Source organism: Paraburkholderia sp. GAS82 (assembly GCF_050436285.1).
Taxonomy (GTDB): Bacteria; Pseudomonadota; Gammaproteobacteria; order Burkholderiales; family Burkholderiaceae; genus Paraburkholderia; species Paraburkholderia phenazinium_B.
In genome coordinates, this window is sequence record NZ_JBNDLX010000010.1 from 225903 (window position 1) to 250420 (window position 24518).

General features: G+C 61.0%; 24 protein-coding genes and 1 pseudogene. 4 read left to right on the top strand and 21 right to left on the bottom strand.

The window, feature by feature from the left end; genetic code table 11:
* Positions 1–123: 123 nt before the first annotated feature.
* From P3T17_RS28860 to P3T17_RS28870, 3 genes and pseudogenes are all read left to right on the top strand, one after another.
* Positions 124–1356 (top strand): annotated as a pseudogene (locus tag P3T17_RS28860) (acetamidase/formamidase family protein); the annotation flags it as partial.
* Entirely contained in the window at positions 1353–1559 is a 207-nt protein-coding gene (locus P3T17_RS28865; protein WP_429409826.1) for a hypothetical protein, read from the top strand. The pseudogene P3T17_RS28860 and the gene P3T17_RS28865, both read left to right, overlap by 4 nt.
* Before the next feature lie 86 nt (positions 1560–1645).
* Complete coding sequence (locus P3T17_RS28870; protein WP_429409964.1) at positions 1646–4057, top strand: acetamidase/formamidase family protein; 2412 nt, start codon at positions 1646–1648, stop codon at positions 4055–4057.
* A 27-nt stretch (positions 4058–4084) separates the two neighbouring features.
* Here P3T17_RS28870 and P3T17_RS28875 read toward each other — a convergent pair whose 3' ends face one another.
* The 20 genes from P3T17_RS28875 to P3T17_RS28970 form a co-directional block, all read right to left on the bottom strand.
* Entirely contained in the window at positions 4085–5611 is a 1527-nt protein-coding gene (locus P3T17_RS28875; protein ID WP_429409828.1) for an amidase, read from the bottom strand.
* A gap of 34 nt (positions 5612–5645) precedes the next feature.
* Positions 5646–6290 (bottom strand): GntR family transcriptional regulator, encoded by a 645-nt coding sequence (locus P3T17_RS28880; RefSeq protein ID WP_254369000.1) that lies wholly within the window; start codon positions 6288–6290, stop codon positions 5646–5648.
* Between the two features lie 40 nt (positions 6291–6330).
* A complete protein-coding gene (locus P3T17_RS28885) occupies positions 6331–7611 on the bottom strand; it encodes an amidase (protein WP_429409830.1) in 1281 nt (426 codons plus the stop codon).
* Entirely contained in the window at positions 7608–8630 is a 1023-nt protein-coding gene (locus tag P3T17_RS28890) for an ABC transporter substrate-binding protein (RefSeq protein ID WP_429409832.1), read from the bottom strand. The genes P3T17_RS28885 and P3T17_RS28890 overlap by 4 nt, the downstream gene beginning before the upstream one ends.
* Complete coding sequence (locus P3T17_RS28895; protein WP_429409834.1) at positions 8627–9445, bottom strand: ABC transporter permease; 819 nt, start codon at positions 9443–9445, stop codon at positions 8627–8629. Before P3T17_RS28895 ends, P3T17_RS28890 begins: the two co-directional genes overlap by 4 nt.
* On the bottom strand, positions 9442–10311 hold the full coding sequence (locus P3T17_RS28900) for an ABC transporter ATP-binding protein (protein ID WP_083611678.1): 870 nt from the start codon (positions 10309–10311) through the stop codon (positions 9442–9444). Before P3T17_RS28900 ends, P3T17_RS28895 begins: the two co-directional genes overlap by 4 nt.
* 113 nt (positions 10312–10424) lie before the next feature.
* Entirely contained in the window at positions 10425–11225 is an 801-nt protein-coding gene (locus P3T17_RS28905) for a carboxymuconolactone decarboxylase family protein (RefSeq protein WP_429409836.1), read from the bottom strand.
* A 66-nt stretch (positions 11226–11291) separates the two neighbouring features.
* A complete protein-coding gene (locus P3T17_RS28910) occupies positions 11292–11678 on the bottom strand; it encodes a cupin domain-containing protein (protein WP_074267991.1) in 387 nt (128 codons plus the stop codon).
* A 17-nt stretch (positions 11679–11695) separates the two neighbouring features.
* Entirely contained in the window at positions 11696–12601 is a 906-nt protein-coding gene (locus P3T17_RS28915) for an NAD(P)-dependent oxidoreductase (protein WP_074267990.1), read from the bottom strand.
* A 33-nt stretch (positions 12602–12634) separates the two neighbouring features.
* On the bottom strand, positions 12635–13984 hold the full coding sequence (locus tag P3T17_RS28920) for an MFS transporter (protein ID WP_429409839.1): 1350 nt from the start codon (positions 13982–13984) through the stop codon (positions 12635–12637).
* Between the two features lie 32 nt (positions 13985–14016).
* A complete protein-coding gene (locus P3T17_RS28925; RefSeq protein ID WP_074267988.1) occupies positions 14017–14412 on the bottom strand; it encodes a carboxymuconolactone decarboxylase family protein in 396 nt (131 codons plus the stop codon).
* Between the two features lie 147 nt (positions 14413–14559).
* Positions 14560–15990, bottom strand: a complete 1431-nt coding sequence (locus P3T17_RS28930) for an aldehyde dehydrogenase family protein (protein WP_429409842.1) — start codon at positions 15988–15990, stop codon at positions 14560–14562.
* A 28-nt stretch (positions 15991–16018) separates the two neighbouring features.
* Positions 16019–16906 (bottom strand): NAD(P)-dependent oxidoreductase, encoded by an 888-nt coding sequence (locus P3T17_RS28935; RefSeq protein ID WP_429409844.1) that lies wholly within the window; start codon positions 16904–16906, stop codon positions 16019–16021.
* Between the two features lie 12 nt (positions 16907–16918).
* Entirely contained in the window at positions 16919–17245 is a 327-nt protein-coding gene (locus tag P3T17_RS28940; protein ID WP_122156458.1) for an NIPSNAP family protein, read from the bottom strand.
* Between the two features lie 67 nt (positions 17246–17312).
* The gene (locus P3T17_RS28945) at positions 17313–18266 is read right to left on the bottom strand and encodes an NAD(P)-dependent oxidoreductase (protein ID WP_429409966.1); all 954 of its coding nucleotides are present in this window, start codon (positions 18264–18266) and stop codon (positions 17313–17315) included.
* Between the two features lie 33 nt (positions 18267–18299).
* Positions 18300–19676 carry an MmgE/PrpD family protein gene (locus P3T17_RS28950; protein ID WP_429409968.1) on the bottom strand — a complete coding sequence of 459 codons (1377 nt, stop codon included), beginning with the start codon at positions 19674–19676 and terminating at the stop codon, positions 18300–18302.
* A gap of 10 nt (positions 19677–19686) precedes the next feature.
* Positions 19687–20472: an SDR family oxidoreductase gene (locus P3T17_RS28955; protein ID WP_429409846.1), complete on the bottom strand. Its 786-nt coding sequence runs from the start codon at positions 20470–20472 to the stop codon at positions 19687–19689.
* 12 nt (positions 20473–20484) lie between these two features.
* On the bottom strand, positions 20485–21285 hold the full coding sequence (locus P3T17_RS28960; RefSeq protein WP_429409848.1) for an N-acyl homoserine lactonase family protein: 801 nt from the start codon (positions 21283–21285) through the stop codon (positions 20485–20487).
* A 74-nt stretch (positions 21286–21359) separates the two neighbouring features.
* Complete coding sequence (locus P3T17_RS28965) at positions 21360–22760, bottom strand: MFS transporter (protein WP_429409850.1); 1401 nt, start codon at positions 22758–22760, stop codon at positions 21360–21362.
* A gap of 86 nt (positions 22761–22846) precedes the next feature.
* Entirely contained in the window at positions 22847–23140 is a 294-nt protein-coding gene (locus tag P3T17_RS28970; protein ID WP_429409852.1) for an SDR family NAD(P)-dependent oxidoreductase, read from the bottom strand.
* 89 nt (positions 23141–23229) lie between these two features.
* Here P3T17_RS28970 and P3T17_RS28975 point away from each other — a divergent pair, with 89 nt between their 5' ends.
* The gene (locus P3T17_RS28975) at positions 23230–23478 is read left to right on the top strand and encodes a hypothetical protein (RefSeq protein WP_429409854.1); all 249 of its coding nucleotides are present in this window, start codon (positions 23230–23232) and stop codon (positions 23476–23478) included.
* Between the two features lie 49 nt (positions 23479–23527).
* Here the strand turns inward: P3T17_RS28975 and P3T17_RS28980 are convergent, their stop codons facing one another.
* Positions 23528–24502: a 2-dehydropantoate 2-reductase gene (locus P3T17_RS28980; protein ID WP_074267978.1), complete on the bottom strand. Its 975-nt coding sequence runs from the start codon at positions 24500–24502 to the stop codon at positions 23528–23530.
* Between the last annotated feature and the right edge of the window lie 16 nt (positions 24503–24518).

Below are 24518 nucleotides of genomic sequence, written 5' to 3' on the forward strand. Positions count from 1 at the left end.
CGTCAATGCGCTCTTCCAGACCGCGCTCAATGCATGCGTCTTCGCATCGGCTGCGATCACCCACACGATTGTCCACCGCCCGGCTTCGCGCGCGGTGCTCCCAGCGAGGTTCAACCCAATATGAAGCACCACACCCTCCCTGTGTCGCCAGAGACCGTTCATTGGGGCTATTTCAGCAAAGCCGTCGCACCCGCATTGACCGTGCGCTCCGGTGACCGCGTCACGATCGAGACACTCACGCACCATGCCAACGACGACCACGAGCGGATGATCGATGGCGACCCCGGCGCAGAGAGCGTCTTTCACTGGACCCGCGAGCACAAGGCGGTCTCGCGACGCGGTGCCGGCGCAACCGAAGGCCCCTTCACGCTAGGCGCCGGCGAAGGCGTCGGCGTGCATCTGCTGACCGGGCCCATCGCTGTCGAAGGCGCTGAACCCGGCGATGTTCTCGAAGTGCGGATCCTCGACGTGCGGCCACGACCGAGCTGTCATGCATGCTATCGGGGCCGCTGTTTCGGTTCCAATGTCGCGGCTTCGTGGGGCTTTCAATATCACGATCTGATCGAGGAGCCGAAGCCACGCGAGGTGGTCACGATCTTTGAACTCGATACCTCCGGCGAGCCGTTTGCACGCGCCGTCTATAACTACGTGTGGACGCCGCAGACCGATCCGGACGGCATCGTGCACGCGAGCATCGATTATCCCGGCGTGCAGGTCGATCATGCGTTAGTCAAAAAGCGCGAGAACATCATGCCGAATGTGAAGGTGCCCGCCCGGCTGCACTTCGGCACGATGGGACTCGCACCTGCCGAATCCGACTACGTCAGTTCGATTCCACCCAGCTACAGCGGCGGCAATATCGACGACTGGCGAGTCGGCAAGGGAGCGCGGATGTACTACCCGGTCGCCGTCGAGGGTGCATTCTTCTCGGTCGGCGATCCACATGCGGCACAAGGCGACAGCGAACTCGGCGGCACGGCCATCGAAACATCGCTGACGGGCGACTTCGAGCTCGTACTGCACAAGAAGAGCGACCTGGACGGCACGAGCCTGGAGGGTCTCACCCACCCGATGCTCGAAACGGACGATCAATGGTCCGTGTACGGGTTCACGTTTCCCAACTACCTGGCCGAACTCGGCGCGAACGCACAACTCGAGGTGGCCCAGCACGCCAGCCTCGATAGGGCGATGCGCGACGCGTTCCGCAAGCTGCGCCGCTTTCTGATGACGGTGCACCGGCTCAGCGAGGACGAGGCCATCGCGCTGATGTCGGTTGCCGCCGACTTCGGCGTCACTCAGGTCGTGGACGGCAACTGGGGCGTACACGGCTCGATCCGCAAGAACGTGTTCGCGTGAGACACGCTCCAGCGTTCGAGGTGCCGATCGACGCAACAGGTCGCGTCAGGGAAATCAGATGCGCCAGCGCGGTGCATATGCGCGAGGCTGGCGCACGCGCGCGCACGACGAAGGTGGACCTTGGCTCGCTGCGCGTCGTGCAGACGCGCCGCAGCACCGTGATGCTCAATGGCGCGAAGGTTGCTTTCAGGTGCACGACATGACGCGCCCGACCCGTCTGATCCAGGCGCAAGGGTACCGGGCGCCGCGCGACGCAGGTGCGTCGTCAGCCACCGCCCTGGAGTCCACGTTGGATCTGCAGCGTTTCACCACCGAGTCCTATCCGGAAGTCGAACGGCCTCGCGCCTGGCGCGAGGCGCTCGACCGCATGGGCCTGCAAACCGGTGCGCTCGCCGCAGGCCGGCCCTTGCATGGGACGATCAAAACGCAGACATCGATTGGCGGCTTCGATCTGAGTCTGCTCGCCTCGGTGGCACAGACCCTGGAACTGAATACGTCCGCGGCTGATAGCCTGCTGATCGTGCTGAATGTCGACGGCGACGCCATGCTCATTGCCGATGGCAGGCGCGAACCCGTAGCGCCGAACGACCTGGTTTACCTGCCTTCGCGCGAACACGCATCGCTCGCTTTCGAAGCCGATTTCCGCGCCTTTGTCGTACGGGTGCCGCGCGCGACGATCAGTGCGCGATTGCTCGCGCCGTCGTCGATGCGCGCCGGGCGAATCGCGGCCGACGCCGGTATCGGTCATGTGTTCTCGGCGTTTCTCATGTCGATTGTGGAAAACCTCGATACCTTGTCGGTGAGCGAGTTACGCCCGCTCGAACTGGCGCTCGCCGAGTTCCTGATCGCCAGTCTCGCAGTGCATCAACGCGAGGAAAACATCGGTGGCCTAACTTCGACCCAGGCTGCGATTTTCTCGCGCGTATGCCGCAGCATCGATGCACGCCTCGCCGATCCGGACTTAAGCCTGGCGCCGATCGCGAAAGAGGAGCGTGTTTCGCCACGCTATCTGCAGAAGCTGTTCGAAACGGTCGGCCAAAGCTTCTCGGCGTATCTGCGCTCGCGCCGCCTCGAACGCTGCCGTGCCGAACTGATCGACCCACTGTACGAAAAGATGTCGATCTCCGACATCTGTTTCCGCTGGGGCTTTAACGACCCCGCCCATTTTAGCCGCGCGTTCCGCGAGCAATATCACACCACGCCGCGCGCCTTCCGCCACGAAGCCAGCCTTGAACTTGCGCGGCATCTGGTCCAGCGCATTTCACGCGGCCTGCCGTTCAACGCCGAGGCGTTGCTGATTCACGCGCAAGCCGGTGCACAGGCCGCAAGAACGAAGGCAGCACACGCCGATCATGCAGCGGCCAACGATACGGATACGCTCGTTGCGAATCCGCCGGTAAAGACGCATACCGGCCAAGGGAAAGGAATCGGCCGCGCGCCAGGCAAGCCACGGCATCATCTGCTGCGCGCGACCGCCAACACCGTTCACTGGGGCTACTTCTCCCATGACCTGAAGCCTGTGCTCGAAGTGGAGAGTGGCGATACCGTGACAATCGAGACGCTGACGCAGCACGCCTCCGACGATTGGGCACGCATGGTAGCGGGCGACCCCGGTGCCGAAAGCGTGTTTCACTGGACCGCCGAGCGCAAGAACGTGAACCGGCGCGGCGCCGGGCCGATCGATGCGTCGATCTATGGACGCGGTGCGGGAGAAGGCTTCGGCGTGCATATTTGCACAGGCCCGATCGCCATACGCGGGGCAGAGCCCGGCGATGTACTCGAAGTCAGGATTCTCGCCGTGCATCCAAGGCGTTGTGCCAATCCGCAGTTCAGCGGGCGTGCCTTCGGTAGCAATGCCGCCGCGTGGTGGGGGTTCCACTACCGCGAGTTGCTCACTGAACCGAAACCGCGCGAGGTCGTCACGATCTACGAACTCGATGCCGAGCTACCTGAGCACGGGGCATCGTATGCGCGCGCGGTCTACAACTACCGCTGGACGCCGCAACGCGATCCGTTCGGTGTCGTGCATCCGACTATCGACTATCCAGGCGTTCCCGTCGACCATTCGACGGTCGAGGAAAACTACGGCATCCTGAAGGGCGTCAAGATACCCGTGCGCCCGCATTTTGGGCTGATCGCAGTCGCGCCGCAGCAGAACGGCTTGATCGATTCGATTCCGCCGTCGGCCTTCGGCGGCAACCTCGATAATTGGCGCATCGCGCAAGGCGCGAGTGTGTATCTGCCGGTCGGGGTAGCGGGTGCCCTGCTCTCGGTGGGAGACCCCCACGCATCGCAGGGCGATTCGGAACTGTGCGGCACCGCGATCGAATGCTCGCTGACCGGCGACTTTCAGCTCGTACTGCACAAGAAGGCCACCCTTGCCGGCCAACCGTATCTGGACCTGACCTATCCGCTCGTCGAAACCGCGGACGAATGGGTGCTGCACGGCTTTAGCCACGCGAATTATCTGGCCGAGTTTGGCACTCACGCACAAAGCAAGGTGTACGAAAAATCGACACTCGACCTCGCAATGCGCGACGCGTTTATCAAAACGCGCCGCTTTCTGATGACCACCAAGGGGCTCAGCGAAGACGAAGCCATCTCGCTGATCTCGGTTGCGGTCGACTTCGGTGTGACGCAAGTGGTCGACGGCAACTGGGGCGTGCATGCCATCATTCGCAAGGCGTTGTTCGCGTCATAGCGAAGTCGATGACAGGCGAGTGCAGATTCAATGCCCCGCCTGGCCGGCTGTCGACCCACCCTGCGCGAGCCCTTCATCAGGCGCGTCCGTAACAATCGATTTCAGCGCCACCCGGCTCGCCGCCAGTTTGACGAAGTCGGGCATTGGCCGCCGCAACGCATCGTCGAAGCTGAATGCGCTTTCCAGCGCCTGAGCAATATCCAGCACGCGACGATCGCCGCGGAACGGTCCCACCAGTTGCAGCCCAAACGGCATGCCGGCATGGTCCGTTCCGGCCGGCAACGAGAGCGCGGGATGCGTCAGCAAACTCACCACGTAGGTCAGTCCCAGCCAGCGGTAGTAATTTTCGAGCGGGCGTCCATCCATCTCCGTGAGCGCGACCTGTTGCCAGGGGAACGGCGAGACGGGACAGGTCGGCGAAACGATCAGATCGTACGTGTCGAACGCGGCCTGGAAGCGCCGAAATATGCGGGTCTGCTCTGCATGCGCCCAGACGGCGTCACCGAGCGACATGGCCAGCCCCATCTCGTAGTTGGTACGCGTATTCGCTCCCAGCAGATTGGGGTCACGCTCGTAGATCTCCTTGAAGCCCGCGATGAAATTCTGCGCGCGAATCACATCGAAACAGCGGTTGACCTCGCCCAGCTCAAAACTCACCGGTTCGCAGACACCGACGTAGCCCGACAGCGCCGCCATCTTCGCGCGAAACGTCTGCCGCGTAGCTTGAGATACCTCGCAGACTCCGAAGTCTTCGGTGTACCCGATCCGCAACGCGTTCAGATCGACGTCGCGTGCCCGCAGAATGGTCCGGAAATCGCACTCGACGCCGAGCGGTTCGCCACCGTGCAGGCCCACCGTCGCCGCCATTTGCAGCCGCATATCGGCCACGGTGCGTCCCATCGGGCCCGACACGGTCAACGGCGACCAGCCGAGCAGACGGCTGTCGCCAGGCACGAGTCCCGGAGACGGGCGAAATCCCACGACACCGCAATACGCAGCGGGAATACGCAGCGAGCCGCCGGTATCGGACCCCGTGCACAAGGGCAGCATGTTCGTCGCCAACGCGACGGCAGAGCCACCGGACGAGCCGCCGGCGTTCAGCGCGGGATCGAAGGGATTACCGGTGGCGCCCCATACCGCGTTGCGTGTATTGGCGCCCGCACCCATTTCCGGCGTGTTGGTCTTCGCGGTCAGAATTGCGCCCGCGGCGCGCAAACGCGCGACCATCGCGTTGTCGTGAGCGGGCACGTTGCTGCGAAATATCGGCGAGCCGTAAGTCGTCAGCAGACCGCCAGTTTCTTCCAGGTCCTTTACACCTAGCGGCAGCCCATGCAGCAAACCCAGTTTTTCACCACGCATGACCGCCTGCTCGGCAGCGCGTGCTTCGCTGCGCGCCTGTGCGAAACGCGTCGCCGCGAGCGCATTGACGCTGGGATTGACGGCTTGCATCTGCGCGATACAGGCGTCCAGTAGTTCGACCGGCGAGACCTGGCGGCTGGCGATCAGACGCCTGGCGTCTACCGCCGACAACGTGTTCAATGCAACGGAATCCATATGCGGGCTTTCCCGGCTGATGATTGAGGGACGATCAGCCCGATTTTCTCTGAAGCCGGCTCTCCGTGTCGAGCCACTGGTTCACGTACTCAACCACGGCGTCGCGGGTATTTTCCAGGTGGCTACGGGTTTGCGCATATACGGCGTCGACATCGCCCGCCTCGTAGGCAGCGAGAAGTCCTGCATGCTCGCGATTGTTCGATGCCATGATGTCTTCATTCACATGCATCGAAAGACTCACGTAAGGACGCGCCGCGAGCGAAAGCGATTCGCACATGTCGAAGAGGCGCGTGTCCGCCTGGCTCTTCACCAGATGCGAGTGGAAGTCTTCGTTCAGCAGCGACCACTGTTCCGGCGATGTGGTCGCCTCCATCGCGTCGTGCGTGCCTTGCGCCGCTTCCAGATCGGTTGCCGTAATCTGCACGCAGGCGCGCTGCGCCAGCATTGGTTCGAGCATCATGCGCAGTTCATAGATGCCGGTCACATCCGCGAGCGTTAGCCCTCGGGTGACGACGCCCTTGTTCGCGTCAATCGAAACAAGGCCTTCTGCGCGTAAGTCGCGAAACGCCTCACGTACCGGCGTCGTGCTGACGCCAAGACGCTTCGCCACCTCCTCCTGACGCAGATGCGTGTTAGCCGGATACAGCCCTTGCAGGATTTCCGCTCTAAGCGTACTCAATACATATTGTTGAGCTGTCCGATAGAATCTGGTCAATGCCCTACCCCAAAACAGTTTCGATCCACGCCGCGGCTTGCAGGGTCGGCAGATCGTCACCCTGTCTGCCCAGCACCTGAAAACCTAGCGGCATGCCGTCCGGAGTTTGCCCCGCAGGCACCGTCACAGCGGGAACACCGAGAAAACTCCACGGCGCGCAGAACGTCGCGTCACCCGTATCGGCGAGACCCTCGGGCGCTCCACCCGTTGCTGGTACCGTCACCAGCGCGTCGCAGCCGTCGATGAAACCAGCAAATTCGCTGCGTAGCTTCGCCTGAAGCGCCAACGCGGTTTCGTACTTTTCTGGTGACACCGCTGCGCCTGCGCTCGTCAGCGCAAGCATATGCGTACTGATCAGGTCCGGATGGTCCGCTGCTAACGGTCCGATCGCGCGAGCTGCTTCAACCTGGAGAATGGTCTGCAAGGCATCGAGCATCGACGGCATCGCGTCGAACGGATCGAGTTCGACCAATGTCGCGCCCGCAGCCTGCAGACGCGCGAGCGTGGCATCGAAATTGGCCTTCTGTTCCGGTGTCACACGGTCCCAGAACGGCGTACGGACAACACCGAGCTTACGCGGCGGTTGTGCCGTAAAGTAGGTATGCCAGGCATCGAGACTTTCGAGCACCTCGGGTTTCGCGTCGACGAACAGCGCGTGACAAAGTGCAGCGCCTTCTACAGTCCGGGCAAAAAATCCCACGTGGTCCAAAGACGGCGCCAACGGATGCACGCCCGCCTTCGATACATTGCCGTGACTCGGCTTATAGCCGACCACACCGCAAAACGCTGCAGGCCGGATCACCGAGCCGACAGTCTGCGTGCCGACCGCAAGCGGTACGATGCCTGCACCGACCGCGGCAGCCGAACCACTCGACGAACCGCCTGGCGTATGAAGCCGGTTCCACGGATTGACCGTCGGACCCGGCTCGCGCCAGGCAAATTCGGTGGTGACGGTCTTGCCGAACACAATGCCGCCGAAGTGGCGAATCCGTTCGACGATCCACGCGTCCTCGGCAGGCTGAAAACCTTGATAGATGGGCGAGCCGTAGGTCGTCGGCATGTCGTGCGTCGCCATCAGATCCTTCACGCCGATCGGCAAACCAGCCAGCGGTTTAGCCACTGCGTCCACGGTCTCGTGGCTATCGGGCCGGTAAACGAAAGCCTTCAGCCATGGTTCGCACTCTTGAGCACGCAGCTGCGCGGCTTCGAGCCGCGCGCGACAACGCTGCGGATCACCGCGACTGGCAATCAGTTCAGCGATAAATGCGCCACTCTGCTCACTCATTTCGCACTGGCCTTGGCAAAGGAATCGTCTACCGCGCTGTCGTACGTGACACTGCCCGGTTTGATATTGCCGATGTATTCCTGCAGGTCCAGCGCATTGCGGAACGCCTGCTGCGAGATGTCGGGGTTCGCCGCATAGATTTTCTGACTGATCAGACGGTCCACTGCAGTCTCCACGATCTTCTTGTCGAGCGTCGGAAATTCCGCCACGGCGACAGCCTTGGCCGTATCGGGCGATTGCTGGATCAAAGCTTCCGCCTGCGCGACCGATTTCACAAAGGCCGCCACCATCGCAGGCTTCGACTTGATCGTGGCCGCAAGTGTGTCCATCGTCGAGAAAGCGTAACCGCCAGGGTAAGCCTTGGGAAACGCATAAAGAATCTTGTAGCCCGACGCGATTCCCTGATCCACTTGCGGCTCATAGATTGCAGCGGCCTCGGCGCGTCCTGCCGAGACGGGCGCCAGTTCAGTGCCGATCTGCACCGTATTCAGATTGACGCCAGCGACTTTCTCTTCCTTGATCAGGCGCTGCAGCAGATAGGTGCTGGTCGACGGCGGCAATGCGGTCGACACCGTTTTGCCCGCGAGGTCCGCTGGATTCTTCAGCGCCGAGTCGGGCGGCGTCAGGATCCACACCGGCACGCCCGCCACGACATTCGCCACGTTAACGAGCGTTGCGCCTTTGAGGTTAGCCAGCACCGCGGTCATCGGATCCTGCAGCGAGAAGTCGGCGTGCCCGCCGATCACCGCGGCAACGCCTTGCGCGCCGCTGCCGGCCGTGACCTTCTGCACGTCGAGACCGTTCTGCGCGAACAGGCCCTTGTCTATCGCGACATAGAGCGGCAGATACTGAATCGATTGAAATGCCTGGTAGACCACAACTTTTTCCGGCGCGGCTACTGCGGGCTGACTCGCCGCCATCGCAAACACCGCACCGGTCGCGGCGCCAAGCATGAACCGGTTAAGCGTCACAATGCTGAACGACGACGGTTTTCGCTGCGAGACAAGAGACTGCTTCATCGCTTCGTTTTCCATGAAATGATGCGGTTTTCCGCGAGTTGAACGATCCAGGAGAGCAGCGTCGCCATCAACGTCAGGATGATGATGCCGAGCCAGACTGTATTGAGGTCGAAGAGCGAGCCTGCCACGAACACGGCATGACCAAGACCTGCTTGCGACGCGATGTATTCGCCTACGACAGCGCCGATCAACGCGAAGCCGATATTCACGCGCAGCGTCGAGAAGATCCACGGTAGCGCGCCCGGCACGATCAGTTTGCGAAAGATCATCCCGGGCTTCGCCTTGAAAGAGCGAAACAGGTTCAACAGATCCTGGTCGACTTCGCGCGCGGCGGCGCAGGAGGAAATCATCGCAACCGCGAAAGTGGAGATACCGGCCAGCCAGACTTTCGAGGTCATGTCCGAGCCGAACCAGATGACAATCAGCGGGCCGAGCGCAATCTTGGGAATACTGTTGAGAATCACTGCAAAGCCTTCCGTGACACCCGCTACGCGCGGCACGAACCAGAGCAGCAAGCCGATCCCGATCCCCAGACCGCTGCCGATCACGAGTCCCAGCACGGTCTCATACAGCGTCGTCAACGTGTCCGTAATGAGACTGCCCTGCGCGAGCCCCACTGCCGCGGCTTTATAGATGCCGAGTGGCGAGCCGAACAACTGGCCGTTGATCCACCCGCGCCCAGCGGCCACCTGCCACAGCACAACGAGCGCCACCATGATCAGCGTCACAACGCCACTGGTCGCTCCCAGGCCTTTCAGACGCCGCACACGCATACGCCGTCCCGCTGCTTGTGCTGTCATGACTGCATCACTCATGTCGACGCTCCTGCATGATGAATCGTATTGCTGCGCAGACCGCCCCAGATGCGCTTATGCAAGGTGCGAAACTCCGGCGCCTCGCGAGCCGATACCGCCGTGCGCGGCCCCTGCGTAGACAGTTTGACGTCGACGGAGTCTTCGATGCGCGCAGGCCGGCCGCCGAGCAGAATCACCCGGTCGCTCATCGCAATCGCCTCTTCGATGTCGTGCGTGACGAGCACCACGCTGGTTCCGCTGCTTTGACGCAGCGCCATGACGTCGTCCTCGAGTGCGAGGCGCGTTTCATAGTCGAGGGCCGAGAAAGGTTCGTCGAGCAGCACGAGGGTCGGGTCGACCAGCAGTGTGCGGGTCAGTGCAACCCGCTGCCGCATGCCGCCCGATAACGCCTGTGGATAGGCATCGACCACCGAGGTCAGCCCATAGCGCGCGAGCATCTCACGGGCGCGGGCGATGTCGTGAGGCGTTACCTTTCTGTAGAGCTCGATGCCCAGCAGCGCGTTTTGCAGGACCGTGCGCCACGGCATCAGCAGATCTTTTTGCAGCATATAGGCGATGCGGCCCGCACCGCCGTCCGCGCGGCGGCCGACTTCGATACGCCCGCTTTGCGGGCTAAGCAGTCCCGAAACCAGATTGAACAGCGTGCTCTTGCCCGCGCCGCTGCGACCGACGATCGAGACGATCTCCCCCGCTCCGACGCTGAAATTCAGCCCGGAGAAGAGCGCGGTTCGCACGCCGTCGTCGGTTTCGAATCCATGGTTAAGACCTGCAACCGTAAGGCGGGGATCCGGCCGGACATTAGGAGAAGAAACCGCCTTTACGGACTCGGACGATGTCGTCGAATCCGGCGTGTTCGGTGTGTTCATTGGCAAGCCCGAAATCCGTTGTGCACAATGCACAATGAGCGAAAAAAATTCGGATCACAACTCGCCATAAAAAAATCTAGAGATTTACACCGATGCCTACCGAAGGCGCTTTGTCAGGATGGCGGTGCAGTTTCTTTAGTTTTTTGTAATGCCGCCTCAAGCAACGGCGCACCGAGTTCCGCACCGTGAATGCCCGTCGTGCTGACAATCTCCAGCAGTTCCATGATTTCCTCGGCCGTTGCTCCGTAGCGCAGCGCGTTACGCATGTGAAGCTTCAGTCCCGGGACGTACAGATGCGTGGAAGAAGCGTCAAACGCGCAGTAGATCAGTTCCTTGACCTTCGGACTCAGCACGCCGGTTTTCCATGGCACCGATGAAAACTCGACGTAAGCTTCAAACAGATCGGGATCGAGTTCAAGCAGCCCCTCCCAGGTGGGATGCCAGTAGCCACGGTTCTTCTCGAAAGCGGCCTTCAGTGCGAGCCTTCGATCGTCGAGCGGCACGGGGCCTGCACGCAGGCCCTCTTCCTCTAGCACTTCGAGCAGTACCGGCACGCCTACATTGCTTGTATGGATGCCGATCGTGCACACCAGTTCAAGCACCTCCATCAGTTCATTGCGCGTCGCGCCGAACGACAAGGCGCGCTGCAGATGATGCGCGACGCCCGGCGCGTACAGTTGCGTCGCACAGGCATCGGCGGCGAGCGCGATGAATGCCCGGACCTTGTCGCCAAGATGGTTTTTCCGCTGCGGCACGCAAGAAAACTGCAGATAAGCCGCCACGAAACCCGCGTCGAGACGCAACATGCTCTCCCACTCGGGAGACCACGCACCATGCACGCGGATGAATTCGTCCTTGATATGCTGGACGTCGTGCTCTTGAGATGACGGCTTGCCTGACTCGCTTGAACTCATCGCGTTGTTCCTGTCGAAAGCGGGGATGGCCGTGTGTGCGCCATCCTGTTGGTGCCACGATCAGCGTCACACGCCGGCCGGATAGTCCTTCTCTGCGACTTCTTCCTGCCACGTCGCCTTGCCGAGCGATGTCGCGATATGCACCATATAGCTGCTGTCGCTCGCGCCATGCCAATGCCGCTCGTTCGGTCCAATGAAGACGATGTCGCCCTGGCGAATCGGTTGGGGAGCTTCTCCATCCTTGCATATCCAGCCCTTGCCAGCCGTGACCGTCAATACCTGACCGTACTCGTGCGTATGCCAGTAAGTTCTGCCTCGCGGGGCAAACAGCACCGTGTTGATCGTAACGCCATCAGTCGCCGGCATCACCGGATCGGCCCACACCTCGCCCGAAAACGTCTCGCCCCGAAGCTCCGATTTCGCGCCGTCCGTCCTGCCGTGAAATACCTTCATGCCTGCTTCTCCTTTTCTCAGTTGTCCTTGCCAGCGTCATGCAACCGCACGCCGCCCGACACATCGCCGATCGCATCGACGACCCGATTGCTGATCACATCGCCATAGCCGAGTGCCGTACCAAGGCCGAAGCTCGCCAACGGCCCTGCGGAATTCAGCGACATTACGCCCAGTTCTCGCACGCGGTCCACATAGAGCACCACGTCTTTGGTCATCAGCTTGCCGGTGAGACCGCCTTCCAGATAATCGCCGTCGACGATCTTCGGAAAGCGGTTCAACGTTGCAAAGTTGACCCCGCTGCTGCTGTTCAGCACATCGAGCAGCAGATGCAAATCGAGGCCGGCTTTTTTCCCGGCCACCATCACTTCAGCGCTCGCAGCAAGGCTCACCGCATTCAGAAAGTTATTCAGCAGCTTGGTCGTGTGGCCTGTTCCGCTCGCGCCCATGTATGCGATCTTTGCGCTGATCGGCTTGAATGCCCATTTCAGCTTGTCGACCGCGCCGGCGTCGCCGCCCACCATCAATGTCAGCGTGCCCTTTTCAGCGGCCGCTGCTCCGCCCGAGATGCCGGCGTCGACATAGTGAACGCCACGTTCTGCGAAACGTTTTGCCAGGCGGATGGTGGAACTGGCCGCAGCCGTGCTCAGATCGACCACGACCTGCCCCGAACGGCAATGCGCGAGCACACCATCCTCCCCTTCGACCACCGCCTCCACGATTTTGCTGTCCGGCAGGGACATCATCACGACATCCGCGAATGCCACGACATCGCGCAGCGTACCGGCAGGCTCTGCGCCAGTTGCCGCAATACGGTCCTTCACGGTATCGAAGCCGAGTACAGCAATACCTGCATCGACGAGCCGTCTCGTCATCCGGCCACCCATGTTGCCAAGGCCGATAAAGCCGATCCGATTCTGATTCATGAAACGCGTCCCTCTTAAAGAAAAACAGTTGCTTTAGAAATCGACGTCCTTCGTTTCCGGGCCCATTAGCGCGCCGACCATCCCAATCAGGCCACCGAGGCACAGCAACGCGACCGCCGTCATACGCAGCGGCATGAATGCACTGAGCCAGTTCATATAGAACGCGTAGAACGACGGAATGATCACGGAAAGACTAAAGCCGACGCCGAATCCGGTTGCGCGCACATCGGTCACGAAGCGCTCGTTGATGTACGTGACGATAACGCCCCATGGTGACGTCACGAGAACGGCAAGCACACAGACGAGAGAAATAATTGCTGTCAGGGACAAACCGTCGACATTAGCCAGCACATACAGCAGCGCCGCGCCAACCGTCGCGATCAACGGTCCGACGATGACAAAGAAACGGCGGCGTCCGATCCGTTGCGCGATCAGCCCCGAACCGATATAGCTGAAAAACAGCACGAAATAGGTGATCATCAGCGTCGATGCCATCTGGAAGCCCGACAGGTGCAGCGTTTTCACGAGCAAGCCGGTGGGCAGAAAGATCGTCACAATGTTCTGTGTGAGCCAGAAGCCGGTCATCATCACCAGCACCTGCAACAGGTTGCGTCCGCTCTTGCCGCGAATCAGGTCGGTAAGCGGCAGTTTTTCGGCCTGCGCCGCTTTGTCAGCGGTGTCGCTTTGCCAGATTTCCGACTCCGCGACCTTGCGCACGTAGTAGGTCGCGAGCACACCAGCGAGCGCCGCGCCCAGCACGAAAGGCACACGCCAGCCCCACTGCGCATACGGCGAATTCATGCCGTTGAGCGGAAAGAGCGCGAACATCAGCATCGCGACGAGGTTGATCGTCACATAGGCTGCAGGAAAGCCCGCAATGATGAAGCCGCCGACGAAGCCGCGCTGCTCTTTCTTCGAGTATTCGATTGCGAGCGGCATGGCGCCGGTGTAACCGCCACCCAGAAAAATGCCGTCGACAAAGCGCAGCAACACCAGCAACCAATACGATGCGAGGCCGATACTCTGATATCCGGGCAGCAGCGCAATCAGCAACGTGACCACCCCGAAACCCGTCACCGACCAGATCGACGCCTTACGTCTGCCGATCCGGTCCGCGATCATGCCGAACAGCAATGCGCCGACCGGCCTGCCGAGTAAAGTTGTGATGAAAACCAGAGACGCCAGAATCGTCTCTGTCCCGGTCGAAAGATGCGGCGGTTGAAAAAACCCGAGCACCGGCGAGAGTACGACGACCGGTAGGTAAATATCGAACATGTCGATAAACTCGGAAAAGAACGCGCCCTTGATCGCATTGCGCCTTTTCGTTTCGATCGACTGCTCGCCTTCCGACTGGACTACGTCATTGGCAGTTATGGTTTTCATCGTTGTCTCCTGGGTGTTGGTCTGCCACGTAATCAGGCCGTCGAGTTCTCCGCCTCGTAGGCCTTGATCGCTTCACTCGCGACGCGGAATGCCGCCAGCGCAAGCGGTGCTCCGCAATAAACAGCTGCCTGCATCAACACCGCGCGAATCTCGTCGCGCGTCACGCCGTTGCGCAATGCGCCCCTCACGTGCACCCCCAGCTCGTGGTGCTGGCTCATCGCCGTCAGCATGCCGAGGTTCAACATGCTGCGCGTCTTGAACGACAACGTCGTATCGCCCCAGATATCGCCCCAGCAGCATTCGGTGACGAACTTCTGCATCGGGCGATTGAAGTCATCCGCGTTGGCCCACGACTTCTCCACGTGCCCTGCACCGAGTACCTCCTTGCGGTTCTCAAACCCTTTGTCGAAGCGTTCGTTGTTGTCCATGGTGAAATCCTCTCTGGTTCATTGCGGTTTCAGATTCAAACCGTCCTGTTGCCGGACACGCTGATTGTCAGACAATGCAAAAGTGCAAATTTTTTTGCCCCATCCGGTCTAGCCGAACCGGGCAGTCCAACAATAAAGCGGCTTTCGTCAGACCGGACCATATCCGACCATCGACTTCGTCTCCAGATACTCGCGCAGGCCGGCTTCGCCCCACTCACGGCCATTGCCTGAGCGCTTGTAGCCGCCAAACGGCGCACCGAAATCAGCCGCGGGATAGTTCAGGTGCACACCGCCTGCGCGCAAGGCCCGGCCTACTTTGCGTGCACGCTCGAGGTTGCCCGATTGCACGTAGGCGGCAAGGCCATAGTCGGTATCGTTGGCAATGTGGATTGCCTCCTCTTCCGAGTCGTACGCGATGATCGAGAGCACCGGGCCGAAGATTTCTTCGCGCGCAATCGTCATATGTGGCTTCACGTCGGCGAAAACCGTGGGACGCACGTAATAGCCATGCTCAATGCCCGCAGGCAGACCGGTGCCGCCCGTCACGAGCCGTGCTCCTTCGTCGATGCCCTTCTGGATCAGCGTCTGCACGCGGTTGAACTGATTACGGTTAACGAGCGGTCCGAGTTGCGTAGCCGGGTCGTCGGTTGGACCCATACGGTAAGCCTCTGCAGCACGCTTTGCGATTTGCGCGGCGTCGTTCATCAGATGACGCGGCAAGAGCATACGGGTAGGAATCGAGCACGACTGACCGGAGTTCGTAAAGCACGCTGCCAGGCCACGCGTCACGGCCTCGTCGAGGTTGACGTCGTCGAGCAGGATGTTCGCGGACTTGCCGCCAAGCTCCTGAGCGACGCGCTTAACCGTAGGCGCTGCCGCCTGCGCAACCAGCACACCCGCGCGCGTCGAACCGGTGAACGAGACCATGTCGATGCCCGGATGCGACGCGATCGCCGTGCCAACGCCAGGCCCATCGCCGTTGACCAGATTGAACACACCGGCAGGCACTTGCGCTTCATCGAGCACCTCGGCGAACAGCAATGCGCTCAATGGCGAATACTCGCTGGGTTTGAGCACCATCGTGCAACCGGCCGCGAGCGCCGGGGCGATCTTCACGACAATCTGATTGATTGGCCAGTTCCATGGCGTAATCAACCCACATACGCCGATGGGCTCCAGCACGACGCGCGTGCTGCCACGTTGCTCTTCGAAGTCAAAGCGCTCGAGCACGTCGATCAGCGCATTGAGATGCGCCGGGCCGCGCGCGGCCTGGCCGCTGCGAGCAAAGGTAATCGGCGCCCCCATTTCACGGCGGATCAGTTCAGCGAATTCGTCGTAGCGGCGCTCGTAGACTTTCAACACGCGTTTGAGCAGGTCGACGCGTTCGCGGACATCCGTGGCGGACCACGCCGGAAACGCCCGGCGTGCGGCGGTCACGGCCTGATCTACATCTTGTGCGTTGCCGAGCGCAATCTGCCCAATCGTTGTTTCCGTGGCCGGATCGACCACATCGAAGCGGATCTCGGACAAGGGCTCGACCCATTGTCCGCCGATAAAGAACTGCGCTGTGTGTGACATGATGGACTCCGAATCTGCTGGTTTCAGTTCAGGATGCATCGCGAGGCAATAGCCGGTAGAGTTCCGTGTGATCGGTGGACGGTGTCGAACGCTGCGCTGCCTCATCCCAGACTTCCGCGCACATCGCACCGAGCGTCATCGGATAACCGACGGATTGCCCAAGGGCCCGCGCAATCTTCAGGTCCTTGTTCATCAGCTGAAGCGCGAATCCTGAAGCAAACGTGCCGCTCAGCATGAACTGCTTCACCTTGTTCTCGGACGTGTTGCTACGGCCCGACGACGCATTCAGCACGTCCGTCATCACCTCGGGTTCGATGCCGAAACGCTGCGCAATGTGCAACGCTTCGACAGTCGCCGCGAGGCCCGCGGCTGAGACGTAGTTGTTTAACGCTTTGGCGGCATGGCCCGAACCCGCGGCGCCAATGTGAAGCACGCTCGTTCCCATCGCATCGAGCAGCGCCTTGCAGCGAGCGAGGACTTGCGCATCGCCGCCGACCAGGATCGCCAGCGTGCCCTCCTTCGCCCGCTTGACGCCGCCCGAGACCGGCGCATCGAGATAGGCAAGACCACGCTCTTCGAGCGTCGCACCGAGCTTGCGCGAACGCTCGGGTTCCGACGAACTCATGTCGATGACGACCGCGCCTTTCACAAGCCGGTTCGCCCAACCGTTAGCACCGTCTCCCAGCAACACGCTTTCCACGATCGCCGAATTGGGCAGCATCGTGATCAGCACGTCTAGCTCCGCGGCGTTTTCGGCTTGCAGGCGCTGGCCGCCGGTTTGTGCGGTCAGCGTATCGACACGAGCGGCATCCGCATCGTCGAGATATAGCTCGAACCCGCTACCCGCAAGACACTGCACCATCGGCGTACCCATCATGCCGAGTCCGATGAAGCCGATGCGTTTCGGTTGGGTCATGACATGCGTCTCCTACTTCAACGCCGAGAAGGCCGTCGGCGTCAGAAAGTGATTTTCAACGCGCTCGACAATCGGCTTCTCCGCTTCGGTTGCGGATCGCTTGGCGATCCACTCCGCGTCCGCCTGGAATGCGTTCCACTTCTGCTCGCGCTCCGCGAGACTCTCCCACTTCACCATGTAGGTGAGCGTGTGATTGCTCGGACCGATCAGCGTGGTCCAGAAGCCGATTTGCTCAATGCCGTATTTCTCGAAGAATCCGAGCGTGATGCTGGTAAAGCGATCGAGCAACGCCGGCAAACGCGTGGGGGCGCAGTGATAAATACGCATTTCAACGATCATGTAGTTCTCCAGTTAAGGTTGTGTGGTCTTCTATTGTGCTGTATTTCCGCAGCGGCGATCAGGCGCCTCAGTCCGTAAGCCCTTCGTTAGACGACCAACGTTCGACGTATTTGACGAGTTCGGTCATATCGCGCTTCGTGCCGTCCTGCATTGCCGCGTAGTTCCATACCTGGCGCGCAACATTGCCCACCCACATCGGCACGCCGAGGGCCTGGCATTCTTCGACGGCAAGACCGATGTCCTTGCAAACGCTGCCGATTGGAAAGCCGAAATCGAAGGTGCGCGGTAGAACCTGCTTCGGAAACTTGTCCAGCGTCGCGCCGTTTTTGCCGCTACCCGCGTTGATCACAGACATCATGACTTCGGGATCGAGGCCGCCGCGCATCCCTGCGACGAACGCCTCGGAGGTGATGGCGAAGGCAGTCGACGACAGCATGTTATTCAGCAACTTCAACAACTGGCCCTGTCCAGGTTCTTCGCCCACGATGAACACCTTGCCCAGTACTTCGAACAATCCACGCACTTCGTCGACTGCCGCCGGGTTGCCTGCGGCCATGATCGCAAGCGTGCCCTTCTTCGCGCCTGCTGCTCCGCCGCTGACGGGTGCATCGACAGTTGCGATGCCTTTTTCCAGCAGTCCACCGGCGACTTCCTTCTCGGTGCGGGACCCGACGGTCGACAGGTCAACCAGAATCTTCACGCCGCTGCCTTCAATCAGGCCGCCATCGCCTAACGCGACCTGCCTGAACACGGCTGGAGTGGGCAGGCTTGTAAACACGATGCGTGCGTTGTCGGCTACTTCGCGAACAGATTTCGCTGCCCGCGCGCCAAGCGCTGCGAGTTCCGCGACCGCCTGTTCGTCGCGGTCGTAGACAATCAACGGGTGACCGGCTTCGATCAGACGCCGCGCCATCGGACGGCCCATCACACCCACACCGACAAAGCCGATTTGATTCTGTTGCTCACTGCTCGACATGATTTCCCTCATCCATGAAAGATCGTTTGTTTCGCGTTGCTGCAGCGCTGTTTCAGCTTCGTTTCTGCTTCGCAGCCGTCAAGCCGCTTGCGTTGGGCGCGCCATGCGCATCAACGTTGCGGCATCCGGCTCACGGTCGAAGCGCCATAACATCTCCGTCAGCGGTTGCGGCTGAACGCCGGAGCCGCCATATGCGGCCAGCTCGCGCAGCTTCGCCGCCAGTTCCTCATCCGTCAGCGGCGCTGCGAGGCTGCCGCGCCCGGCATCGACTCGCCGCGATACGGACTCTCCCGAACGCAACACGATGCTGACCTGCGCCGACTCGACATCCCACAACGCGTCATCGATGAAATGCAAACGGTCCGCGAAGGCCTTGAGCGAACGATCGGCGACCGCCTCGTCACTGAACTCGGCGAGACCCGCTTTGCCGCGCGCCAGGGTCACTGCAACGGCATGTTGCGCGCTGACCTGCGATTCACGCCCCGAGCGCACGCCGGGCCGGTCGGTCCGTTCACGCAGCAGCGGATGTCCGGTCAGCTCGACGCGCTCGATATCGTCAAGCGTCCAGCTCGCGTCGCGACGCAACTCAAGACACGCGTCGATGACCGGGTTGAGCACGACACCACACGGATAGGGCTTATATGTGTTCGACGACAACGCCCAGTCACGTCCAAGGCCATCCGTGATCGCATCCAGATCCGGTCTGGCAGCGCTCACGCGCAAATATCCGCGTGCTCCTTCGAGCGGAGCGTCGGGACCCGAAAAACCCTCTGCAGCCAGCAGTGCAGACAACAGTCCATTGCGCGCCGCGTTCCCGACGCTAATGCTTTTCGACATCGTGCCAAGTGTTTCAACCAGACCGCCCGCCTGCGCCGATGCATTGCCAAGCGCCCAGACGATCTGTTGTTCGTTCAGCCCGCGGGCTTTAGCGACCGCCGCGGCGGCACCGAAGACGCCGCACGTCGAAGTGATATGCCAGCCGCGCTGATAGTGTTCGGGCGACAACGCGTTGCCGATCCGGCATTCCACCTCTACGCCAAGCACGAACGCAAGAAGCAGCGCTTCTCCACTGATCGTTGCGGACTCCTCCTGCGCTTCTGCCAGCGCAAACAGCGCGGCCGCGACCGGCGCGGTTGGATGGATGATCGTCGGCATATGCGTGTCATCGAAATCGAAGACATTGGCGCTCATTGCGTTGAGCGCCGCCGCGTTCAACATGTCCGTCTGATCGGCCCGTCCGATCACGCTGGCGCTCCGATCCGCGCGAAAGCGGCCGTAGACTGCGGCCGCCTTGTTGATCACTTGATCGTGACAACCGGCAAGCGCAACCGCGACATAGTTCACCAACGCGCGTTTCGCCTCGTGTCGTACAGCAGCCGGTATCCCGGACCATCCGGTGGTGGTGACGAATCGCGCCAACGTCTGCGTGATCGCGTTTGCCGGGATCGTTTGCATCGCGAAGGAATCAACCTGCAAGCCAGCCTCCTTCGATCGGCATCAACGCACCGGTGATCTGGCTTGCCGACGGGGAGCACAAGAAGACGATCAGATCGCCGACATGTGCCGCATCGATCAACTCGCCCGTGGGTTGCTTGCCCTTTAAAAACTCATGCACCGCATCGTCACGACTTAGCCCGCGCACATCCATCAACTCGTTGATGCGACCGTCGATGTTCGGCGTCAGCACCGAGCCAGGGCAGATTGCGTTGCACGTAACGCCCTGATTGAGCGTCTCGATCGCTACCGAGCGCGTGAGTCCGAGCAATGCCGTCTTTGTCGTCACATAGTCCACGCGATTTGCCGTCGCGCGTGCGCCGTACACGGAGGTCATATTGAAGATGCGCCCCCAGTTACGCTCGCGCATGCCGGGCAACGTCAACTGGATGGCGCGAAACGCTGCCGTAAGATTAACGGCCAGTGCGTTGTTCCAATGCTCGATGGGGAACGACTCAATGCCCGAGAAATGGCGCACCACCGCGTTGTTGATCAACACATCGATCGTTCCAAGCCGCGCACGAGCCGACTCGACAAGCGCATCGACGCCGTCGATTGCCGAAAGATCGCCGCGCAAGTAATGCACCCCAACATCGAACGACGCAGCGAGTTCGCGAGTCGTATGTTCCATACCTTGTGCGTCTTCCAGACCATGCAGGACGATATTGCAGCCCGCCGCTGCAAGCGCCCTCGCCATGGCCAGACCCAGTCCGTCCGACGAACCGGTTACGAGCACATTTTTGCCTTTTAGCGCCATGTAGTCTTTCCCTCAGCGCGGCGCGACATCGAGACGCACAATCCAGCCTTCCGTCTCGCGATCATGTGCCGGGTAACGCGCAAGCACATCCGGATCGTGACCAGGAATCACATGATTCGGCGACGCGGCGAGACGATGGGCGGTTTCATAGCCTTCCAGCATGTCGCCGACGTTATACACAATCGGGAACGGCCGATGCTCCTGCATGTTCGCGTAGAAGTGCGACGCATCCGACGCCAGCACGACCCATCCGCGCTCAGTATGGACGCGCACGATCTGTAGACCGTTCGTATGGCCGCCGACCCAATGCACGGTGATGCCCGGTGCCACCTCCGATGCGCCGTCATGAAACCGCACGCGTCCATCGAACAGACGGCCGACCATCGACTTCACATCTTCCGGTTCGAACGGGTGGCTGAGCGCGTGATGGCACATGCAACGGCCCGTGCAATAGGCCATCTCGCGGTCCTGTACGTGATATCGCGCATGCGGAAACAGCGCGTGGTTGCCCGCATGATCGTAGTGCATGTGGGTGATGATCACGTCCTCGACGGACGCAGCGGCGATGCCGATTTTCTGCAAACCGTGCTCAACGGAGTTGGTAATCGTGCGGCCACGTTTGTCGGCCATCGGTTGATCGAACCCGGTGTCGACGATAAACGTGCGCGTATTCCCGACCACCGCCCACACGAAGTAATCGAGCGGCATCGGGACATCATGCGAATCGCCGCCGATAAAGTTGTCGCCTGAGCGGCGCTCGAAATGTGCGTACTTGACTGCAAAAATCCGGTAATTCTCGATCTGCGATGACATGTCTCGGGTGTCCTCGTGATGGATGATTTGCAACGTGGCGCTTCAACACGCCCTTGACTCTGCGGCGTCCGGTTTCATCTGATTGCTCCGGCTGCGCCGCTCTCGATTGCGTCAGGCGATGCAATGCCCGCTTCCTCTTCGATGGCTTCGAGCGAGCGCCGTTTTGTTTCCGCGCCGATCAGGCCAACGATCAACGCCTGAGCAAGCAGCGTTCCGACAATCAGCGTCAACACACCGGCGATGCCGAACCTCATAAACGATGCTGCGACTGCGTAAGGAATAGCGATGCTAACGGCACGCCCGACGGTATTCGACAGCCCCGCCCCGCGCAGCCGCAAGCGGGTCGGAAACAGTTCGGGGACATACGTCGCCACACTGAAAGACGACAGCACGTAAATGCAGCACGTAATCGCAAAGCCCAGCGAGGCAATTGCAACGGCGGACTGCGCGAACGGATAGGCGACGCCAAACGCCGCGCAGATCAGCGAAAACAGCACGATTCCCCATTTTCGCCCCGTCCGCTCGGCAAGCAGAAACGCGATCAGCGAACCGACCGGCCCTCCCGCGAACATGACGGCCGTCAGCCCCAGCGAATTGGACACGCTATGCCCCTGCTTGACGAGGAACGTCGGTATCCAGCTGACGAATGCGTAATTGACCGTGAAAAGCGCCACCAGCACCGTAATGCCGGTAATGGTGCGGCCCAGCAGTTGCCGGGAAAACAGTTCGCGGAGCTGGCCGTGATCTTCCTGATCGATGCGGCGTGGAGCCGCTTCGTTTGCATGGGAGGTGGCAGCATCCACGCCACAGGCAGCTTCAATACGCGTCACGATGCCTGAGGCTTCCTCGGCGCGGCCACGCGCTTCGAGCCAACGCGGCGACTCCGGCATCGACTTGCGCAGGAACCACACCACCAGTGCCCCGCAGCCGGCGATCGCGAACATCCAGCGCCAGCCGTAGTGGGGAACGATGAGCCAGCCGAGAAACGTCGAAAGAAACAGCGATGTGTTGATGATGAGGTTGAGGATGGTGCCGAAACGGCCGCGCCAGACGGCCGGAATGAACTCGCTGAGCGTGCCGTAGCCCACCACGATTTCCGCCCCCATCCCAATCCCCATGATGAGGCGGAAGGCAATGAGCCATGGCATCGACGGCGCAAACGCAGCCGCAATCGAAGCAAAGCCATAGATACCGAGGTTGAACTGATAGCAGAAGCGACGCCCGAAGCGGTCGCCCAGGACACCTGAGAGCCATGCTCCGGTCATCATGCCGATGAACGTAACGGACACGAAGGCGGCGTTGAGGCCGAGCGTGGATTCGCCGCTATGGATCATCGCGGCAAGCACGCTGCCTGCGATGTAAATGTCGAACGAATCGAAGTACATGCCGGCTGCGATCAGACCGAGCAGCCGCCAGTGGAAGCCGGACAGCGGCAGGCCGTCCAGACGTGCTCCTACGCTTGCATAGCCCGGCATGATGGCGTCTCCGTCTCTATCGGTCTTTGCCCACGAGCCGCCCGGCACCCCGGATAAGACGGCAAACGTAAAGCTGATAAGTCAGTCTATACGCCTGTCATACAATCCGTCAAGAAGACGAATATTCGTGTTGGCTGACAATGCGAAAATACTTCATGAATGCTGATCCTCTCAAGCGTGCCCGCCTTCGCGGCGACCACGCTGTCGTAGTCGGCAATGTCGACTTTCTCCGTATGCACCGCGCCCTTGCCAACGGCGTTCACGTCGGCGCTCGCCTGCTCCAGGGTCGCCTCGTTGATGTCCCACACAACCAGCTTCGCCCCGGAAGCGAGAAGCCGGTGGCCGACCGTCAGCCCAATGCCCTGCGCGCCGCCTGTCACGATAGCGACACGGCCAGGCGGACGGTTGCCAGCGTATGAAGTGATCTTCGAACAACGACACCGTCGTATCGAGCACCAGAGCGAAAACGGTGAGCAGCAGAAAGGGAGCCATCGACAATCCAGGGATCGTCATGGCGGTGCGAGCGCTGATAGAGGATGATCTGTGCAGCGGACGGCTGGTGGCACCGTTCGAACTGCGGGTGCCGACGCCGGGTGCGTATTATCTCGCCTGCTCACAGGTTAGCTCGGCGTCGCCGCAATTGCTTGCCTTCGAAACGTGGCTCGTTCAGGAGGCGCTGGACTTTGAAAAGGCCCTGTTGCAGCGCGTGCCGGAGTGAAGGAAGGCAACGGCCGAAACTGAAACCCGGGCCACCGTAAACCTGACTATCAATAGAGACCCAAGGTGCGCGCATGCAGGCGCGCGAGACCTAGCAACGCATCGATAAACGGTGTCGGCACATCCGTGATCTGCCCCAGTTCTCGCACCGCACCCACCAAAGCATCGATCTCAACCGTCTTGCGAGCCAGAACGTCCTGCAGCATGGATGTTTTCATCGCGCCCAGTTTCAACGTTACTGCATGCCGATCGCTCGGCTGTTGATCGATGGTGATACCGAATCGCGCACCGATCTCCTTTGCCTCCAGCATCGCGTGCGTAACGAAGCCGCGTACCAGGTCGTCGCCCAGAATCTTGTCGGTGGTGGCGCCTGTAATCGCGCTGATCGGGTTCATTGTCATGTTGCCCCACAGCTTGTACCAGACGTCCCGCTGAATCTGGTCTGACGCCGAGGCGTTAAAGCCGGCTGCCGCGAACGTCTCCACGAGTTTCGCGACCCGCTCGCTCGGCTGTCCGGATGCCTCGCCGAGGATGAGGCCGTTGCCCTGGTGATGCCGGATCACACCCGGCGCGTCCTGCAGGCAACTTGCGTGCACCACGCAGCCGACCGTCTGCGCGCTGGGAATCGCTGCTGCTATGGCGCCCTCCGGATCCACCGATGTCAATCGCTTACCCGCAAAGCCCGAACCGAGACCATCGCAGAACCACCACGGAATGCCGTTCATTGCCGTGATGATCGTAGTATTTTCGGTCAGCAACGGCGCGATGCCGGCAGCAACCGCAGCCATCGCCGGTGCCTTCACCGCGACGATCACGATATCCTGAGGACCAAGGTCCGCAGCGTGCTCGCTGGCCGCGACTGTCGATGCCGTCGTCTTGCCACCCTCCACGAGTTGCAGGCCGTTTTCCCTGAGCGCGGACAGTGTTGCGCCTCGCGCGATCACGCTGACGTTATGCCCCGCCTGTGCAAGCCTCGCTCCCATCCAACCGCCAATGGCGCCGGCACCGTAAATACAGATCTTCATGCTTGAATCCTTGTAG

Excerpts from the sequence above, each read along its gene's own strand:
- P3T17_RS28875 (WP_429409828.1), bottom strand. The coding sequence starts at position 5,611 with ATGGATTCCGTTGCATTGAACACGTTGTCGGCGGTAGACGCCAGGCGT.
- P3T17_RS28885 (WP_429409830.1), bottom strand. The coding sequence starts at position 7,611 with ATGAGTGAGCAGAGTGGCGCATTTATCGCTGAACTGATTGCCAGTCGC.
- P3T17_RS28890 (WP_429409832.1), bottom strand. The coding sequence starts at position 8,630 with ATGAAGCAGTCTCTTGTCTCGCAGCGAAAACCGTCGTCGTTCAGCATT.
- P3T17_RS28895 (WP_429409834.1), bottom strand. The coding sequence starts at position 9,445 with ATGAGTGATGCAGTCATGACAGCACAAGCAGCGGGACGGCGTATGCGT.
- P3T17_RS28900 (WP_083611678.1), bottom strand. The coding sequence starts at position 10,311 with ATGAACACACCGAACACGCCGGATTCGACGACATCGTCCGAGTCCGTA.
- P3T17_RS28905 (WP_429409836.1), bottom strand. The coding sequence starts at position 11,225 with ATGAGTTCAAGCGAGTCAGGCAAGCCGTCATCTCAAGAGCACGACGTC.
- P3T17_RS28910 (WP_074267991.1), bottom strand. The coding sequence starts at position 11,678 with ATGAAGGTATTTCACGGCAGGACGGACGGCGCGAAATCGGAGCTTCGG.
- P3T17_RS28915 (WP_074267990.1), bottom strand. The coding sequence starts at position 12,601 with ATGAATCAGAATCGGATCGGCTTTATCGGCCTTGGCAACATGGGTGGC.
- P3T17_RS28920 (WP_429409839.1), bottom strand. The coding sequence starts at position 13,984 with ATGAAAACCATAACTGCCAATGACGTAGTCCAGTCGGAAGGCGAGCAG.
- P3T17_RS28925 (WP_074267988.1), bottom strand. The coding sequence starts at position 14,412 with ATGGACAACAACGAACGCTTCGACAAAGGGTTTGAGAACCGCAAGGAG.
- P3T17_RS28930 (WP_429409842.1), bottom strand. The coding sequence starts at position 15,990 with ATGTCACACACAGCGCAGTTCTTTATCGGCGGACAATGGGTCGAGCCC.
- P3T17_RS28935 (WP_429409844.1), bottom strand. The coding sequence starts at position 16,906 with ATGACCCAACCGAAACGCATCGGCTTCATCGGACTCGGCATGATGGGT.
- P3T17_RS28940 (WP_122156458.1), bottom strand. The coding sequence starts at position 17,245 with ATGATCGTTGAAATGCGTATTTATCACTGCGCCCCCACGCGTTTGCCG.
- P3T17_RS28950 (WP_429409968.1), bottom strand. The coding sequence starts at position 19,676 with ATGCAAACGATCCCGGCAAACGCGATCACGCAGACGTTGGCGCGATTC.
- P3T17_RS28955 (WP_429409846.1), bottom strand. The coding sequence starts at position 20,472 with ATGGCGCTAAAAGGCAAAAATGTGCTCGTAACCGGTTCGTCGGACGGA.
- P3T17_RS28960 (WP_429409848.1), bottom strand. The coding sequence starts at position 21,285 with ATGTCATCGCAGATCGAGAATTACCGGATTTTTGCAGTCAAGTACGCA.
- P3T17_RS28965 (WP_429409850.1), bottom strand. The coding sequence starts at position 22,760 with ATGCCGGGCTATGCAAGCGTAGGAGCACGTCTGGACGGCCTGCCGCTG.
- P3T17_RS28980 (WP_074267978.1), bottom strand. The coding sequence starts at position 24,502 with ATGAAGATCTGTATTTACGGTGCCGGCGCCATTGGCGGTTGGATGGGA.